Origin of the sequence: Novosphingobium sp. KACC 22771 (genome assembly GCF_028736195.1) — a bacterium.
Classification (GTDB): Bacteria; Pseudomonadota; Alphaproteobacteria; order Sphingomonadales; family Sphingomonadaceae; genus Novosphingobium.
On record NZ_CP117881.1, the window covers coordinates 996731 to 1012768 of the forward strand.

The 16038-nt window shown below is 65.8% G+C and carries 15 protein-coding genes; 11 read left to right on the plus strand and 4 right to left on the minus strand.

Annotation, left to right across the window (positions count from 1 at the left end):
- Positions 1-8 precede the first annotated feature (8 nt).
- The 9 genes from ccoO (at position 9) to hemN (ending at position 7769) form a co-directional block, all read left to right on the plus strand.
- Entirely contained in the window at positions 9-770 is a 762-nt protein-coding gene (ccoO, locus tag PQ467_RS04405) for a cytochrome-c oxidase, cbb3-type subunit II (RefSeq protein ID WP_274175338.1), read from the plus strand.
- Positions 767-943, plus strand: coding sequence for a cbb3-type cytochrome c oxidase subunit 3 (locus PQ467_RS04410; protein ID WP_168604319.1), 177 nt, complete (start codon positions 767-769; stop codon positions 941-943). The genes ccoO and PQ467_RS04410 overlap by 4 nt, the downstream gene beginning before the upstream one ends.
- Complete coding sequence (gene ccoP, locus PQ467_RS04415) at positions 930-1877, plus strand: cytochrome-c oxidase, cbb3-type subunit III (RefSeq protein WP_274175339.1); 948 nt, start codon at positions 930-932, stop codon at positions 1875-1877. The genes PQ467_RS04410 and ccoP overlap by 14 nt, the downstream gene beginning before the upstream one ends.
- A 3-nt stretch (positions 1878-1880) precedes the next feature.
- A complete protein-coding gene (ccoG, locus tag PQ467_RS04420) occupies positions 1881-3335 on the plus strand; it encodes a cytochrome c oxidase accessory protein CcoG (RefSeq protein WP_274175340.1) in 1455 nt (484 codons plus the stop codon).
- A gap of 15 nt (positions 3336-3350) precedes the next feature.
- Positions 3351-3848, plus strand: a complete 498-nt coding sequence (locus PQ467_RS04425) for a FixH family protein (protein WP_274175341.1) — start codon at positions 3351-3353, stop codon at positions 3846-3848.
- Positions 3849-3863: 15 nt separating this feature from the next.
- A complete protein-coding gene (locus PQ467_RS04430; RefSeq protein ID WP_274175342.1) occupies positions 3864-5993 on the plus strand; it encodes a heavy metal translocating P-type ATPase in 2130 nt (709 codons plus the stop codon).
- A complete protein-coding gene (ccoS, locus tag PQ467_RS04435; RefSeq protein WP_274175343.1) occupies positions 5990-6163 on the plus strand; it encodes a cbb3-type cytochrome oxidase assembly protein CcoS in 174 nt (57 codons plus the stop codon). The genes PQ467_RS04430 and ccoS overlap by 4 nt, the downstream gene beginning before the upstream one ends.
- Positions 6160-6393, plus strand: coding sequence for a hypothetical protein (locus tag PQ467_RS04440; RefSeq protein ID WP_274175344.1), 234 nt, complete (start codon positions 6160-6162; stop codon positions 6391-6393). The genes ccoS and PQ467_RS04440 overlap by 4 nt, the downstream gene beginning before the upstream one ends.
- A gap of 62 nt (positions 6394-6455) precedes the next feature.
- Positions 6456-7769 (plus strand): oxygen-independent coproporphyrinogen III oxidase, encoded by a 1314-nt coding sequence (gene hemN, locus PQ467_RS04445; protein ID WP_274175345.1) that lies wholly within the window; start codon positions 6456-6458, stop codon positions 7767-7769.
- 440 nt (positions 7770-8209) lie between these two features.
- On the opposite strand, the gene PQ467_RS04450 is transcribed toward hemN, so the two are convergent.
- Positions 8210-10297: a protein-disulfide reductase DsbD family protein gene (locus PQ467_RS04450; RefSeq protein WP_274175346.1), complete on the minus strand. Its 2088-nt coding sequence runs from the start codon at positions 10295-10297 to the stop codon at positions 8210-8212.
- Between the two features lie 127 nt (positions 10298-10424).
- Here PQ467_RS04450 and PQ467_RS04455 point away from each other — a divergent pair, with 127 nt between their 5' ends.
- Both PQ467_RS04455 and PQ467_RS04460 read left to right on the plus strand, forming a co-directional pair.
- A complete protein-coding gene (locus PQ467_RS04455; RefSeq protein ID WP_337995107.1) occupies positions 10425-12173 on the plus strand; it encodes an alkaline phosphatase family protein in 1749 nt (582 codons plus the stop codon).
- 25 nt (positions 12174-12198) lie between these two features.
- The gene (locus PQ467_RS04460; protein ID WP_274175347.1) at positions 12199-13452 is read left to right on the plus strand and encodes a UbiH/UbiF/VisC/COQ6 family ubiquinone biosynthesis hydroxylase; all 1254 of its coding nucleotides are present in this window, start codon (positions 12199-12201) and stop codon (positions 13450-13452) included.
- Here the strand turns inward: PQ467_RS04460 and PQ467_RS04465 are convergent.
- From PQ467_RS04465 to hemC, 3 genes are read right to left on the minus strand one after another with little or no spacing between them, the layout of a single operon-like run.
- A complete protein-coding gene (locus PQ467_RS04465) occupies positions 13449-14360 on the minus strand; it encodes a hypothetical protein (protein ID WP_274175348.1) in 912 nt (303 codons plus the stop codon). The genes PQ467_RS04460 and PQ467_RS04465 overlap by 4 nt on opposite strands.
- A complete protein-coding gene (locus PQ467_RS04470) occupies positions 14357-15103 on the minus strand; it encodes a uroporphyrinogen-III synthase (protein ID WP_274175349.1) in 747 nt (248 codons plus the stop codon). Before PQ467_RS04470 ends, PQ467_RS04465 begins: the two co-directional genes overlap by 4 nt.
- Positions 15100-15987 carry a hydroxymethylbilane synthase gene (hemC, locus tag PQ467_RS04475; RefSeq protein WP_443192997.1) on the minus strand — a complete coding sequence of 296 codons (888 nt, stop codon included), beginning with the start codon at positions 15985-15987 and terminating at the stop codon, positions 15100-15102. Before hemC ends, PQ467_RS04470 begins: the two co-directional genes overlap by 4 nt.
- Positions 15988-16038: the final 51 nt, after the last annotated feature.

The following is a 16038-nucleotide window of genomic DNA, read 5'->3' on the forward strand; positions in this document are numbered from 1 at the left end:
GACCGATCATGGCTACCCAAGAGAAGCAACCGTTCCAGTGGCACGGCGCCATTGAAAAGAACATCACGCTGCTCGGCGTCCTGTCGCTGCTGGTGGTGCTGGTGGGCGGCATCGTGGAAATCGCGCCGCTGTTCTGGATCGACAACACCATCGAGAAGGTGAAGGGCGTGCGCCCCTACACCCCGCTCGAACAGGCCGGGCGTGACATCTATGTCCGCGAGGGCTGTTATCTGTGCCACAGCCAGATGATCCGTCCGTTCCGTGACGAGACCGAACGCTATGGCCATTACAGCCTTGCCGCCGAATCGATGTATGACCACCCGTTCCAGTGGGGCAGTGAACGCACCGGCCCCGATCTGGCCCGCGTGGGCGGCAAATATTCGGATGCATGGCATGTCCAGCACCTGACCGCGCCGCGCAGCGTTGTGCCTGAATCGATCATGCCCAATTATGCGTTCCTGGCGAAGAACGAGCTGAAGAAGCCCGATATCGCCGCCGAGGTGAAGTCGCTCGCCATCACCGGCGTGCCCTATACCAAGGACGATATCGCCAAGGCCAAGGATGACCTGATCAATCAGGCCAACCCCGATGCCGACAACACCGACCTGCTCAAGCGCTATCCCAAGGCGCAGGCTCGCGATTTTGACGGCAATCCGAAAAAGCTGACCGAAATGGACGCGCTGATCGCCTATCTTCAGGTGCTGGGCACCTTTGTGGATACCGAAAGCGCGGCGGCGCAGGAAGCTCTGGCCAAGGAGAAGGGACGGTGAACCAGACCGAAACCTATCAGGCCCTGCGCCAGTTCGCCGACAGCTGGGGGCTGCTGGCGATGACGATCAGCTTTGTGGTGCTTTGCGCATGGCCCTTCCGCCCCGGCGGGCGGAAGAACAGCGACGAGGCCGCCACCATGATTTTCGAGGAGGACGATCATGTCCGCACCTGAGAATGAAAAAACAGGTCCCCGCATTGACGAGCCCACCGGCACCTCGACCATGGGCCATGAATGGGATGGCATCGAGGAGTTGAACACCCCGCTGCCCACCTGGTGGCTCTACACGTTCTATGCCTGCATCGTGTTCGCTATCGGCTATTGCGTGGTCTATCCGGCCATTCCGGGCATCAAGGAAGGCAGCCACGGCACCTTCGGCTGGACCAGCCGTGGCCAGCTCGCCTCGGAAATGGATGCGGCCAAGGCGGCCCGCGCGCCGGTTCTGGCCGCGCTCGACGCCACGCCCATCGCAGACCTGCCCAAGAACCCGGAACTGCTGGCCAAGGCGGTGGCGGGCGGCAAGGCGGCCTTCAAGGTCAACTGCGTGCCCTGCCACGGTTCGGGCGCGGCCGGTTCCATCGGCTATCCCAACCTGAACGACGATGACTGGCTGTGGGGCGGCACGCTGACCGACATCCAGACCACGCTGGAACATGGCATCCGCCAGCCCGGCGATGATGCCACCCGCACCAGCATGATGCCCAGCTTTGGCCGTGACGGCATCCTGAAACCCGCCGATGTGCAGGACGTGGTCAGCTATGTCCGTCAGATCTCGGGTCAGGAGCCGGGCAATGCCTCGGCCCAGCGCGGGGCGGCCCTGTTCGCCGCCAATTGTGTGGCCTGCCACGGGGCGGACGGCAAGGGCAACCGCATGTTCGGCGCGCCCAACCTGACCGACAAGGTCTGGCTCTATGGCGGCAGCCGCACGGCGCTCACCGAGACGGTGACCAATGCCCATGCCGGTGTGATGCCTGCCTGGGGCAATCGCCTCAGCCCGGCGACGATCAAGATGCTGGCGGCCTATGTCCACAGCCTTGGCGGCGGCGAAGCCTTTGCGGCCCCTGCGGCCGCTCCTGCGGCGGAAACCGCGACCAGTACAGGACAATAAATTATGACCAACATGGACCCCAAAGGGCTGACCAGACAGCCTCCGAAGCGGCTCCATGCGGAAACTCAGGCCGTCTATCCGCGTGCGGTGGACGGCCGTTTCCGGCGCCTGAAATGGGCGGTGATGACCTTCTGCCTCGCCGTCTATTACATTACCCCGTGGCTGCGGTGGCATCGCGGGCCCTATTCCCCCGACCAGGCGGTGCTGATCGACCTTGAACACCGCCGCTTTTATATGTTCGCCATCGAAATCTGGCCGCAGGAGTTCTACTTCGTCGCAGGCCTGCTCATCATGGCCGGGATCGGCCTGTTTCTGGTCACATCGGCGGTGGGGCGCGCATGGTGCGGCTATGCCTGTCCGCAAACGGTGTGGACCGATTTGTTTCAGCATGTTGACCGCCTGATCGACGGCGACCGCAATGCGCAGATGAAGCTGGCCAAGGCCCCGTGGGGGCCGGCCAAGATCGCGCGGCGGCTGGGGAAATGGAGCATCTATCTGCTCATTTCCATTTCGACGGGCGGCGCATGGATCTTCTATTTCGCCGATGCGCCAACGCTCGCGCGTGAATTCGTCACGCTTCAGGCGCCCTCCATCGCCTATTCCACCGTCTTTGTGCTGACCGTGACGACGATGTGGTTCGGCGGCTTCATGCGCGAACAGGTTTGCATCTATATGTGTCCCTGGCCGCGTATCCAGTCGGCGATGCTGGACGAAAAATCGCTGCTCGTCACCTATAAGGACTGGCGCGGCGAACCGCGCGGCAAGAAAAGCCCGACCGGCGCTCCGCTGGGTGACTGTATCGATTGCGGGCTTTGCGCGGCGGTTTGCCCCACCGGCATCGACATCCGCGAAGGGCCGCAGATCGGCTGCATCACCTGCGCTTTGTGCATCGACGCCTGCGACGGGGTGATGGCCAAGACCGGCCGCCCGCGCGGGCTGATCGACTATGTGACGCTGGAGGATGCCGCCCGCGAAATCAACGGCCAGAGCGCCACGCCGCATTGGAAGCTGATCTGGCATGCGCGCACGCTGATCTATCTGGGCATCTGGTCGGCCATCGGCGCGGCGCTGCTCTTTGCCCTTGGCACGCGCCAGCATATCTCCATCGCCGTCAGCAAGGATCGCAACCCGCCCTACATGATCCTGTCCAGCGGCGAGATCCGCAATGCCTATGCGGTCCGCTGGAAGAACATGGAGGCCCGCCCGCGCAAGATGCAATTGGTGCTGGACGGCCCGGCAGGCGCCAGGATGTGGAGCGAGGACATGGCAAAAGACATGGCCGCGCGCGATTTGACACGGATCATTCCCGCCGACACCACATCGCCGCTAAGGATCTATGTGACGGCGCCTGCCGGAACGCATGAGGGCAAGCTCAGCTTCACCCTGCGCGCGCTGGATCAGGATGGCGGTCAGGTCAGTTACGACACCCGTTTCGACGCCCCCGAAGACGAACATTGAGGAGTGCCCCCGCCCATGAATACTCCTGTCACGACTGCTTCTGTTGCGCGCCGCCCCTTCCGGTTCACCGGATGGCATATGACCATGATCCTTGTTGCTTTTTTCGGCATCGTGATCGTCGTCAACGTCTATATGGCCACCCTTGCCAGTCGCAGTTTCAGCGGCGTGGTGGTCGATAATTCCTATGTCGCCAGCCAGCATTACAACACATGGCTGGACGAGGCGGCGAAGGAAAAGGCGCTGGGCTGGCAGGTGAGCGCGCTGCGTCAGGGTGATGGCCGGGTGGCGGTCTCGCTGATCGGCGATGCCCGGCCGCAAAACGCCGTGCTGGGCGGCGAGGCATGGCATCCGCTGGGCCAGCAGGCGGATCGCACCGTTTCGTTCCGCAAGGCGGGCGATGGGCGCTGGATCTCGATCGATCCGCTGCCCGAGGGCCGCTGGCGGCTGAGGCTGAAGCTGGATGGCGAAGATGCCGCCGGGCACCATACCGTCCGTCTTCAGCAGATGCTTTGACCAAGGACACATGAGATGGCCAGCGCCGCGCCCATGACCCAAAGCCATGAGACCACCACGCTGGTGGTCCCCGGCATGCATTGCGCCAGTTGCATGGGCAAGGTCGAGCGGGCGCTGGGCGCTTTGCCCGGCGTGCAATCGGCGCGGGTCAATCTGACCGCGCGGCAGGTCAATGTGGCGCATGATGCGGGGCTGGGCGTGCCGGAACTGGTGGGCGCGCTGTCCGCCATCGGTTTTCCCAGCCAGCCTCGCGTCGAGGAACTGGCCCCGCCGCCCTCGGCGGTCAAGCCCTTGCTGGCGCCGCTGGCGGTGGCCGGTTTTGCCTGCATGAATGTCATGCTGCTCTCGGTCAGCATCTGGTCGGGGGCGGAAGGATCGACGCGCGATCTGTTCCATCTGCTCTCCGCCGCCATTGGCATTCCCGCGATCCTTTATGCGGGGCGGGTGTTTTTTGCCTCGGCATGGGCCGCGCTGCGCCATGGGCGCACCAATATGGATGTGCCGATCTCCATCGGTGTCATTCTGGCCACGGGGCTCAGCCTCTATGAAACGCTGACCCATGGGCAGGAGGCGTGGTTTGACGGCACGCTGATGCTGCTGCTGTTCCTGCTGGCGGGCCGGGTGCTGGACGCGATGATGCGCGACCGGGCGCGGGCCGGGGTGGACGCGCTGCTGCGTCAGGCTGCGCCCGGCGCGATGGTGGTGGGCAAAGGAGCCGTCGATTGGGTTCCTGCGCGCGACCTGTTGCCCGGCATGGTTATGCGCGTGGCCTCGGGTGAGCGTCTGGCCGCCGATGGCGAGATCGTTTCCGGCGCTAGCCGCTTCGACCGCAGCCTGCTGACCGGCGAGAGCGCGGCTGTGCCGGTGGCGCAGGGCGATGCGGTTCATGCGGGCATGTTGAACATGGATGCGCCGGTCGATGTGCGCGTGACGGCGGCGGGTTCGGACACGACCCTTGCCGAAATCGCGCGCACGATGGAGGCGGCGGGCCAGCATCGCAGCGCCTATGTCCGCATCGCGGATCGGGCAAGCCGCCTTTACGCGCCTGCTGTTCATACGCTGGCGGCGCTGACGTTTATCGGATGGATGGTGGCGGGCGCGGGGGCGTATGCAAGCCTGAAAATCGCCATTGCCGTGCTGATTATCACCTGCCCCTGCGCGCTGGGGCTGGCCGTGCCGGTGGCGCAGGTGGTGGCCGCGGGCGCGCTGATGCGGCGCGGGATCATGGTCAAGGACGGCAGCGCAATGGAGCGGATGGCCCGCATCGACCGCGCCCTGCTGGACAAGACCGGCACGCTGACGCTGGGCCGCCCGACGCCCGATCCGCAGGCTCTGGCCGCGCTGCCCGCCGATGCGGCTCAGGTCGCCCTCGCGCTGGCCAGCCATTCGCGTCATCCTTTAAGCCGGTCTCTGGTCGAGGCGATGGGCGCGATGGGCGTGCTGGCGGCGGAATTGACGCAGGTCGAGGAAGTGCCCGGCCACGGCGTTCATGCCCTTTGGCAGGGTCGCCGCGTGGCGCTGCGCCGCCCGGATACGGCGGTCGGCGGGATGGCCAGTGTGCTGGACATCGAAGGGCAGCCCCTGCGCCTGATCCTGTTTGCCGACCGCCTGCGCCCCGATGCCAATCAGGCGCTGGACTGGATGCGCGCCATGGGGGTTGAACCCTCGATCCTGTCGGGCGATGCCATGGCCGCCGTGGCCGAGGTGGCCCGCGCCACCCATATGACCGCGCAAGGCCATGCCAGCCCTGTCGACAAGCTGGAGGCAATCCAGCGGTTGCAGGGGGCGGGCCACCATGTGCTGATGGCGGGCGATGGCTTGAACGATGGCCCGGCGCTGGCCGCCGCGCATGCCTCCATCGCGCCGGGTACGGCCAGCGATGTCGGGCGGCAGGCGGCCGATTTTGTGTTCCTTTCCGATTCGCTGCTGGCCATTCCGCGCGCCATGGCTACATCGCGCGCAACCATGCGCGTGGTGCGTCAGAATTTCGGGCTGGCGATTGGGTATAATGTGCTGGCCGTGCCGCTGGCGATGGCGGGCATGGTCACGCCTTTGATCGCGGCGGTGGCGATGTCCACTTCCTCGCTGATCGTGATCGGCAATTCGCTGCGTCTGGCCATGGCGGCAAGGGAGCCAAAAGCATGACGGGTCTGGCTTTTTTGATCCCCGTGGCCTTGCTGATGGGGCTGACCGGGCTGGTCGCTTTCTTCTGGTCGCTGCGCAATGGCCAGTTCGAGGATCTGGACGGGGCGGCGGCGCGCATTCTGATCGATGACGAGGAATTGCCCGTGGAAACGAAGGGGGAGCGCGGATGAGGCGGATTGCGCTCTTTGCGCTGGTGGCGATGGTGCCGGCGGTATTCAATGTGGCGCCCGCCGCCGCGCGCGGGGCGATTGTCGCGGCCATCTGTTCGGGCGACGGCATCACGCGCACCGTCTCCATGCCGGTCGGGCCACAGGATGTGCCGGGCAAGCAGACCCCCGGATGCTGCGTCAAGGGATGCCATGGCGGCGAGCGCAAGCGTATGGGCAAGAAGTGCTGCTGAAAGTTTTGCACGCTTGATCGCGCGCAAAGAAAACCGCCCGGTGCGCGGGCATTACGATCCCCATGTGGCCTTATCATCCTGAACTGCTGGAGCGGCCTGTGCCGCGCTATACCAGCTATCCGACCGCAGCGGAGTTCACGCCTGCCATTGGCGCGGATGCGCTGGATGAGGCGTTGCGCGCCACGGTGGGCGAGGTATCGCTCTATATCCACATCCCCTATTGCGAGCAGATCTGCTGGTATTGCGGGTGCAACACCGGGGCTTCGGGCAAGCGGCAGAGGCTGGCCTCCTATCTGGACGCGCTGACGCGCGAGATCGCGATTGTCGGCCCGCGGCTGGATGGGCGGATCAAGGTCAAGCGCATCGCCTTTGGCGGGGGCAGCCCCAATGCCATCAGCCCGACCGATTTCGTGCGGCTGGTCGATGCCATCACCGTGCATTTCAGTCTGGACAATCCGGTGTGGTCGATCGAACTCGATCCGCGCACGCTGACGCAGGATTGGGGCGATGTGCTGGGCTTTGTCGGCATCACGCGGGCCAGCCTTGGGGTCCAGACCTTCTCGCCCGAATTGCAGGCCGCCATTGGCCGCATCCAGCCGGGCGAGATGATCGAGCGCGCCACCACGATGCTGCGCCGCGCGGGCGTCACCTCGCTCAACTATGACCTGATGTATGGCCTGCCGGGTCAGGATTGGGCCATGGTGGAGGAAAGCCTTGCGCGCGCCTGCGAACTGGGCGCGGATCGCATTGCGCTCTTTGGCTATGCCCACGTGCCCCACATGCTGCCGCGCCAGCGCCGGATCGATGCGCATAACCTGCCGGGTCAGGACGAGCGCTTCATGATGGCCGCGCGCGGGCATGATTACCTTGTCGATGCAGGCTATCAGCCGGTAGGCTTCGACCATTTCGCGCGGCCCGGCGATGCGATTGCGCAGGCCACCGTTGCCGGGCGCCTCCACCGCAATTTTCAGGGCTTTACCGAGGATACCGCCCCCGTGCTGGTGGGGCTGGGGGCCTCGGCCATCTCCTGCTTTCCCGACCGGATCATCCAGAACGAGAAGAACGCAGGCCGCTATCGCATGCTCCTTTCGCAGGATCGGCTGACCGGGGTTGGCGGCATCCGCCGCAGCGCCGAGGACCAAAAGCGCGGCGCGATCATCGAGGCGTTGCTGTGCCAAGGCGAGGCCGACATCGGCGGCGAACTGGCGCTGGCTTTGCGCGGTTCTCTCGCGCCCTTTGTCGAGCGGGGGCTGGCGCGGCTGGATTCGGGGCGGCTGGAGATCATGCCCGGCGGGCTGCCCTATGCGCGCACGATCGCGGCGCTGTTCGATCCCTATCGGGTGGATTCGGGTAAGAAGTTTTCTTCGGCGGTTTGATGGTTGTGTGCGGGGCAGGAATGCCTCCGGCGGGTTAAGGGCGGGGGCCCTTAACAATCCCGATAATGGGTGGCGCGATGCTGTCTGGCGTGGTTGTTGGGCGCGGGGCTAGGAATTTAAAGCCTGCGGCGCCGGTCAGCGTAACATCGCCGCGCCGCAGGCTATTTGCCCCCACAGACGCACACAGCATCGCGGCCCCAAGCACCCCAATAACGGGATTGCAAAGGGACAAGTCCCTTTGCCCGCCGGAGGCATAAATCTCCCAACGCCAAACAAAAAGATGGGCGGCATCCGCAAAGGAAACCGCCCAAGGTGGGGAGAAAGCCTTAAAGTCTGGGCAAGATTTCTTGGGAAATCCGCCGGTCTTGAGGCTGGATTAGCGAAAAGCGCCGCCCCCCACCTTGATCGTTGTCAAAACAGTATGGGCATTCTGCCCCGCTTCATGATTTTGCCCCCTGCGCCAGCTCGGCCAGAGTTTCAGGGCCGAGGACCTGGGGCAACTGGCTGGGCTGTTTCGCGCCCTTGGGATACCAGACGTAGAGCGGCACACCGGCCGCGCCATGGGCGGTCAGGTAGCGCGTGATCGCCGGATCGCGGCGGGTCCAGTCGCCCTTGAACACTTTGACGCCCGCTTTGGCGAAGGCCTCGCTTGTTTCCTTGCGTTCGATGGCGACGCGTTCGTTGACCTTGCAGGTCAGGCACCAGTCGGCGGTGAAATAGACGAACACCGGCTGTCCGCTGCCCAGCGCGGCGCCAAGGGCAGCTTCGCTGAAGGCCTGCGCGCCCAGCAGGTCGGCGCCTTCATCGCCGGGTTGCTGGATGGTGCGCGGCATGATGACGGCCGCCGCCACCGCGCCCGCCGCGATCAGGCCGATGGCCTTGACGCCGCGCCCCAGCCCCTTGCGCTGTCCATCGCCGAGCATGGCCAGTACCGCCAGCAGCACGATGGCCAGCACGAGGCAGAAGCCCGCAAAGCCATTGCCCCCCAGCCGCGAGGCCAGCCACAGCAGGCCCAGCGCCGTCAGCCCCATCGGCACCGCCATCGCGCGGCGGAACCAGTTCATCCACGCCCCCGGACGCGGCAGTGCGCGGCGCAGCGCAGGCACAAAGGCAATCGCCAGAAACGGCAGCGCAATGCCCAGACCCAGCGAGGCAAACAGCAGCATCGCCGCCGGAACCGGCAGCAGCAGCGCCGCGCCCATCGCGCTGGCCATGAACGGCCCGGTGCAGGGCGTGGCGACAAAGGCCGCCAGCAGGCCGGTGGCAAAGGCCGAGCGTGAGGAACCAGCGCCGTGTGAAGCAAAGCCCGGCACCGAAAATTCAAACAGGCCCAGCAGATTGGCCGTGATCGCCACCGCCAGCATCAGCAGCGCGGCCACCACGCCCGGCTCCTGCAACTGAAACGCCCAGCCGACCTGTTGGCCTGCGGCGCGCAGCGAGAGCAGCAGCGCGCCCAGCAGCGAGCAGGCCACAATCACGCCTGCGGAATAGAAGATACCCTCAGCGCGCGCCTCGGCCTGCGATTCGCCCGCGCGGGCCAGCGAGAGCGCCTTCAAGGAGAGGATCGGAAACACGCAGGGCATGATGTTGAGCAACAGCCCCCCCGCCAGCGCGGCAAGGATCAGCCATGGCAGGGCAGGCAATTCCGGCCCCTTGCTCTCACCCGTGGCAACGGGCTCGCCATCGGCGGGCACCGCGCCTTGCGTGGCCGAAACCTCAACCCCATCGCCCGCGCCGTTCAACCGCAGCACGCCCGAAAGATCCTTGAGCGCCCCTTGGCCTGCGCGCTTCAGGGTCACGATCAGCATGTCGCCCTTGCGCGAGAAGCTCTGCGGCGCGGCATAGGCGATGGCGTTTTCCGAGGCGGCAAAGAAATGCGGCGCCTCGACCTTGCCGCTGGCGGGAAAGGGGATGGCGAGGCGCAAAGTCTCGCCCGCAATCGCCCAATGCGCCGCTGCGCCCAAAGGCGCGGGCAATTTCGCGCGCCATGTATCAAAGCGCGGGTCGGAGGCACCCTCGGCCCCCGGCGCCGTCACCTTCAACACCGTACCCATCTCGCCCGATTCGGGCACACACATCGTATCGGTACAGGCCAGCCAGTCGGCCTTGAGCTTGAGTGCAATCTCGCTGCCCGGCTTGGCATCCGCAGGCACCGTGTAAGGCACCAGCAGCGCGAAATCGGATTGATAAACATGGTTCATCAGCCCGGAAATCAGCAGGGTTTCGGGCACAGGGTAACGCGCGACCCCCGCCTTGCCCGGCCCGGTCCATGTCAGAACCGTACCCAGCCCCGCATCGCCGGGGTTCTGCCAATAGCCGTGATAGGATCTTTCCGGCGTGAAATGGATGGCCAGCGTCACCGTGCCGCCCGGCGCCACGCCATGTTCGGCGATCAATTGCGCGGCAATATGGTTCGCGCCGGGCGCATCGGCTGCGCGCAAGGGCGAGCAAAATCCCAAAATCGCCAGCAATAGCAGGATGCCTTGCCATAAAGGCGCAACATGGCGATGCAAGGCGGGGGCGGTCATCAATCGTCTTCTCCGTCGGGGGGCAGGCTGGCTTGGGGCAAAGGTGGTTCTCGCACTTGCGAAAATCCCGCCCACGCGCCATCACCTACCCCTGCCGCCGATCGAAACATTTTGCAAGGAAAGCCCCGTGGCCCGATCCATTGCCATTTCTTATAAGTCGTCTCTTGCCGCGTTGGCGCCTTCGCTGGGGGCTGCGCTGGCCCTTGCGCTGGGCGCCGCCCCGGCCATGGCCAAGGACGCGCCCGCCGCGCCCGCCGCTGCTGATGCAACTTTGCCTGCGCCCAAGCTGATCGTCGCCATTTCGGTGGACCAGTTCAGCGCCGACCTGTTTGCCGAATATCGCGAACATTACACCGGCGGCCTTGCCCGCCTGCTGAAGGGCGCGGTGTTCCCCGCCGGTTTCCAGAGCCACGCGGCCACCGAAACCTGCCCCGGCCATTCCACGCTGATGACCGGCGTCCATCCGGCGCGCACCGGCATCATCGCCAACACCTGGATCGACCTGTCGGCCGGGCGGGCGGAAAAGAAGATTTACTGCGTCGAGGATGAGAGCAAGCCGGAAAGCTCGACCAGCAAGCCCTTCGTTTCCTCGGTGCATCTCAAGGTCCCGACGCTGGGCGAATGGGCCAAGAAGCAGTGGCCGACCAGCCGCAATGTCGCCGTTTCCACCAAGGATCGCGCCGTGGTGATGATGGGCGGGCATCAGATTGATGCGGCCTTCTGGTATGATCGCGGCGCCTATACCAGCTTTGTCGGCGCGCCATTGCCGCCCGAAGTGTTGAAATTGAACGATGGTCTCAAGGCGCTGCTGGCCAAGGGCGCGCCGGCGATGGCGGTTCCGGCATGGTGCGCCGCGCGCGATCATGCGGTGCAGGCCGGGTCGGTGACGGTGGGCACGGGGCGCTTTGTGCTGGACCCCAAGGGCAAGGTGAAGCCTGCGGACCAGCTCCGCATCTCGCCGCGCGCGGATGCCGCCACGCTCGAATTGGCGGCCTCGCTGCTTACCTCGATGAAGCTGGGCAAGGGCAGCGCGCCCGACATCCTCTCGGTCAGCCTGTCGGCCAACGATTATGTCGGCCATGCCTATGGCACCGAGGGCCTTGAAATGTGCATCCAGCAGCATGAACTGGACCAGAAGCTGGGCGCTTTCTTTGCCAAGCTGGACGCATCGGGCGTGGATTATGCGGTGATGCTGTCGGCCGATCATGGCGGGATCGACCTGCCCGAACGCCTGCGTGAACAGGGCGTGCCGGAGGCCGCGCGCGGCGATGCGGCGCTCAGCGGCGAGGTGCTGGGCCGCGCGATTGCCGCCGAACTGGGCATCACCAAGCCGCTGCCCGCGTGCAACCCCGGCCCGGATGTGGCGGGCAATATCATCTGCAGCGACGGCGTTGGCGGCGATTACTGGATCAGCCCGCAACTGACGCCCGACGAACGCGCCAAGGTCAGCGAGAAGCTGGTCGCCCGTTTGAAGACCCATCCGCAGGTGGAAGCGGTGTTCACCGCCGATGAAATCGCCGCGACCCCCTATCCCCATGGCCATCCGCAGGACTGGAGCCTGATCCAGCGCATGCGCGCCTCGTTCGACCCCACCCGTTCGGGTCAGGTCTATGCCTCGCTGCATCGCGCCATTGTCCCCATTCCCAAGGCCGGGCCGGGCTATGTCACCACCCATGGCAGCGTGTGGGACTATGACCGCCGCGTACCGATGATCTTCTGGCGCAAGGGCATGAAGGGCATGGAGCAGCCCCAGCCGGTCGAAACGGTGGATATTGCCCCCACGCTTGCCTCATGGATCGGCCTCAAAGTGCCCGAAGGCGCGTTTGACGGACGCTGCCTTGATGTTGACGGTGGCCCTGCGGACACTTGCCGCTGAGGCATAACAGGCGTAGCGGGATGGCATGAACAGCCATCCCGACTCCGCGTGCCTTTTGCCGTCCAAAGATCTGGTTATTCTGGGGGGCGGCCTTGTCGGCATGACGCTGGCGCTGGCCGCGGCGAAACAGGGCATCACCTCGCATGTGGTCGAGCGGGAGGACCCCGCCGATCTGACCGCTGAGGGCGTCGATGGGCGCGCCTCGGCCATCAGCGCGGCAAGCTGGAATCTGTTTGCCAATATCGGGCTTGGCGATGTCTTGGCGCCGCTCGGCTGCCCGATCGACGCGATTGCCGTGACCGATCAGCACAAGCCGGGCCGCATCGATTTCCGCCCCAAGGCCGACGAGGGCACGCTGGGCCGGATGTATTCCAATCGCGATATCCGCCTCGCCTTGTTCGAGGCCGCGCGACATGAACCCAATATCGCATGGCATACCAAAGCCGATGTGGTGAAGCGCGAGCGTGGCCCCCATGGCGTTTCGGCCACGCTTTCGGATGGCAGGGTGCTGCGGGGCAATCTGCTGGTGGGCGCGGAAGGGCGCCGCAGTCCCACGCGCGAGGAGGACGGCATCGGTCTGGTCGCATGGGATTATCACCATACCGCCATCGTGACGGCGTTGGCCCATGACCGGCCGCATGACAATGTGGCTTGGGAAATCTTCTATTCGGCCGGGCCGTTCGCGCTTTTGCCGCTGCTGGACCTGAAAACCCCCACCGCCTCGGGCCGGGTGCATCGCAGCGCGCTGGTCTGGACCGTGCCTTCCAGGGATGCCGCCGGGGTCAAGGCGATGTCGGACGCCACATTTATCGCCGAGATCGAAAAGCGGATGGAAGGGATGTTCGGCGGGATCGAATTGATCGCGCGGCGCATGGCCTATCCGCTGACTTATCAGAACGCCACGCGCATCGTGGGCGACCGTCTGGCGCTGGTGGGCGATGCGGCGCATGGGATGCACCCGATCGCGGGCCAAGGGCTCAATCTTGGCCTGCGCGATGTGGGCGCCCTGGTCGAGGTCTTGACCGAGAGCATGCGCCTTGGGCTGGAGCCGGGCGATGCGCAGGTGCTCAAGCGCTATGAAAACTGGCGCGCGCTGGACAATTTCACGACGATGAGCGTGATGGACGGCATCGTGCGCCTGTTTGGCGTGCCGGGCCGCACGGCCAGCGCGGTGCGGCGGCTTGGCATGGGCGCGGTGCAGCGGATGCCAAGCCTGAAAACCTTCTTCATGAACGAGGCACGCGGCCTTTCGGGCCAGCTCCCCAATCTGCTCCGCTAAGGCTTTGGCGTAGTCGAGGCTGCCTCGGACGCCTGAACCGCAGGCGCCTGAGCGGCTGAAATCTGCCCCGCTGGAACCTGTGCCGGCCCGGCGAGCGGGCTGGCCTGATCGATCAACCGCCCCTGACCATCGCGCAGCCCTTTGGGTTCGAGCAGCGCAGAGGTGTCGAGCGCATCCAGCGCATGCATCGCGGCGGCATAGCGCTGGGCGTCGGCAATCCAGCCCTGCGCCGCCTTGGCGCCGGGCAACAGGCGCACGTCGGCAATCGCATCCTCGATCCGCCCCTCGCGCAGGCACAGGCGCGCGTGATCCAGGCGGACCTTGGGATCGGGCGCGGCCGGGCGCGTCTCGCTGTGCAGCACGAACAGGCCCGACAGATCGCGGGTAACCTTGGCCCAGGTCCCTTGCTGCTCGTCCGGGCCGGTCAGTTGCGGGGCCAGCACGTCAAGCTGGGCCGAGAGCCGATCCTGCGTGATAGGCGCACGGCCAAAGGCAATCACGCCATTGACCACCTGCGGCAAGGCCTCGCCAAAGCGGATGCGCAATTGCCCCTCCAGATAGCCGAGCGGCGTGCCCCGCTCGATGGCGCGGCGCGTGGCGATGGAAACCAGCAGCGCCTCGGCCCGACCCGCCTGACCGCTGGCCAGCGCGGCTTGCGTTTCAATGGCGTGCAGCTTTTGATCGAGGGCGGCGATGCGCGCATTGAGCTGCGCCTCGTTCAGCGGGGCGAGGGCGGGGGGCTCGGCGCCCATCATCGGCACAATGCCATGGCGCATCCAGCCCAATTGCCACCCGGCAAAGCCCGTCACCCCGGCGCCCAGCGCAAAGACCACCGCAAAAGCGACAGCGCGCCCGGCGCAGCCCGCCCGCTTTGCGGCGCGCGGCTGATTGGGATATTCCTCGTTCATTGTCCGGCCAGACCCCCATCTAAACCAGTGGCATCTACACCGGTCTCAGTCTGGCACGTTTGCCGCGCCAAAGCCAGCATGGCGGCATCGCCGGGCGCCTGGGCGGTCAACACATCGCGCCAGCCGCCCGTTTCATCGCAGATTTGCGTGACGCGCGGCCCGATGGTGATCGCCGTGATGCGCGAGCGCGACAGGCCCAGCCGCGCGCATTCGGCGATGAAATGGCGCGCAGCCGCCCCGGAATGCAGCATCACGATCAGCCCCGGCAGCGCCGCCACCCCCATCAGCCGCGCCAGTTCCACCGGCATGGGCGCAGGTAGGCTGGCATAGACCACCCGCTCTTCAACCGTCACGCCGGGGGGAGGGCACAGCGCCACCCGCTCCTCGCCCGAGAGGCGCAGCAGGCGGGCATGATCGCCAACCTTGTCGAGCACGTCCTGAAGCCCGCCGCTTCCCTGAGCTGCGATCGAAAAACCATGGGAAAGCGCGGCCTGTGTGGTGACATCGCCCACGCAATAGGTTGGCTTGCCCGCATAGGCGTTCAACCCCTCGCCGCCATGGCGCAGCGCGTTGGCGCTGCCCAGCAGGAGGGCGTCGAAGGCATCGGGCGAGGGCGCATCCCAGGCGCGCGCCACCGTGTGGAACAAAGGAAAAGCATAGGCATCCAGCCCCAAGGCCGCTGCGGCCTGCAACGATGCGCTGGCGCCCGGTTCGGGGCGCAGGATCACGATGGGGGGATTCATGAGGGCGTAGCGGCTCCGGAAAAATGCATGGCAATCGTTTCAGGCGCCCGTGACAAAAGATCGGCGGCCAGAGCCGCAATCGGGCCATGGTCGAGCGGGGCAAAACCGGTCTGTCCGTCGATTCGGTCCGCGCCATCGGGGCTGAACAGGCTTGCTATCAGATGCCAGCTGCCGGAATCCTGAACGGTGCGCACGGCAATGGCCGAATGGCATGTGCCGCCAAGCCCCGCCAGAAAGGCCCGCTCGGCCAGCACGGCGATACGGCTTTCGGCATGGTCAATGGCGGAGAGGAGCGCGCGCGTGGCGGCGTCATTGCTGCGGCACTCGATAGCGATCGCCCCCTGACCCGGCGCGGGCAGCCACACATCGGGCTCCAGCGGCGTGCCCGCACTGGCCTGATCCAGCCGGTTGAGGCCCGCCATGGCCAGCAGCGTGGCATCGGCCTCGCCCGCGGCCAACTTGCCAAGGCGTGTGGCGACATTGCCGCGAAAGGGCACGATTTTCAGATCAGGCCGCAGATTGAGCGCCTGGGCCGCCCGGCGCGGCGCGCTGGTGCCCAGCCGCGCCCCATGGGGCAGGGCCGCGATGCTGGCCGCGCCCACCAGACAGTCGCGCACATCCTCACGCGGGAGAATCGCCGCGATGGTCAGCCAGTCGGGACGGATGGTTTCCACATCCTTCAAACTGTGGACCGCAAAATCGATCACGCCCTCGTGCAGCCACAGGTCGAGCTCTTTGGTCCACAGCGCCTTGCCGCCGACATCAGCCAACGGGCGGTCGAGGATTTTGTCGCCGCTGGCCGTGACGGGCACGATTTCCACAAGGCTTTCGTCCCAGCCATGGGCGGCGCAAAGCCGGGCGCGGGTCTCGTGGGCCTGCGCCATGGCGAGGGGGGAGGCACGGGTGCCGAGGCGCAAAATGCGGATTTGGGTTTC

Coding starts and splice junctions, on each gene's coding strand:
- ccoO (WP_274175338.1), top strand. CDS start 9: ATGGCTACCCAAGAGAAGCAACCGTTCCAGTGGCACGGCGCCATTGAA.
- ccoP (WP_274175339.1), top strand. CDS start 930: ATGTCCGCACCTGAGAATGAAAAAACAGGTCCCCGCATTGACGAGCCC.
- ccoG (WP_274175340.1), top strand. CDS start 1,881: ATGACCAACATGGACCCCAAAGGGCTGACCAGACAGCCTCCGAAGCGG.
- PQ467_RS04425 (WP_274175341.1), top strand. CDS start 3,351: ATGAATACTCCTGTCACGACTGCTTCTGTTGCGCGCCGCCCCTTCCGG.
- PQ467_RS04430 (WP_274175342.1), top strand. CDS start 3,864: ATGGCCAGCGCCGCGCCCATGACCCAAAGCCATGAGACCACCACGCTG.
- ccoS (WP_274175343.1), top strand. CDS start 5,990: ATGACGGGTCTGGCTTTTTTGATCCCCGTGGCCTTGCTGATGGGGCTG.
- PQ467_RS04440 (WP_274175344.1), top strand. CDS start 6,160: ATGAGGCGGATTGCGCTCTTTGCGCTGGTGGCGATGGTGCCGGCGGTA.
- hemN (WP_274175345.1), top strand. CDS start 6,456: ATGTGGCCTTATCATCCTGAACTGCTGGAGCGGCCTGTGCCGCGCTAT.
- PQ467_RS04450 (WP_274175346.1), bottom strand. CDS start 10,297: ATGACCGCCCCCGCCTTGCATCGCCATGTTGCGCCTTTATGGCAAGGC.
- PQ467_RS04460 (WP_274175347.1), top strand. CDS start 12,199: ATGAACAGCCATCCCGACTCCGCGTGCCTTTTGCCGTCCAAAGATCTG.
- PQ467_RS04465 (WP_274175348.1), bottom strand. CDS start 14,360: ATGAACGAGGAATATCCCAATCAGCCGCGCGCCGCAAAGCGGGCGGGC.
- PQ467_RS04470 (WP_274175349.1), bottom strand. CDS start 15,103: ATGAATCCCCCCATCGTGATCCTGCGCCCCGAACCGGGCGCCAGCGCA.
- hemC (WP_443192997.1), bottom strand. CDS start 15,987: ATGGCGCAGGCCCACGAGACCCGCGCCCGGCTTTGCGCCGCCCATGGC.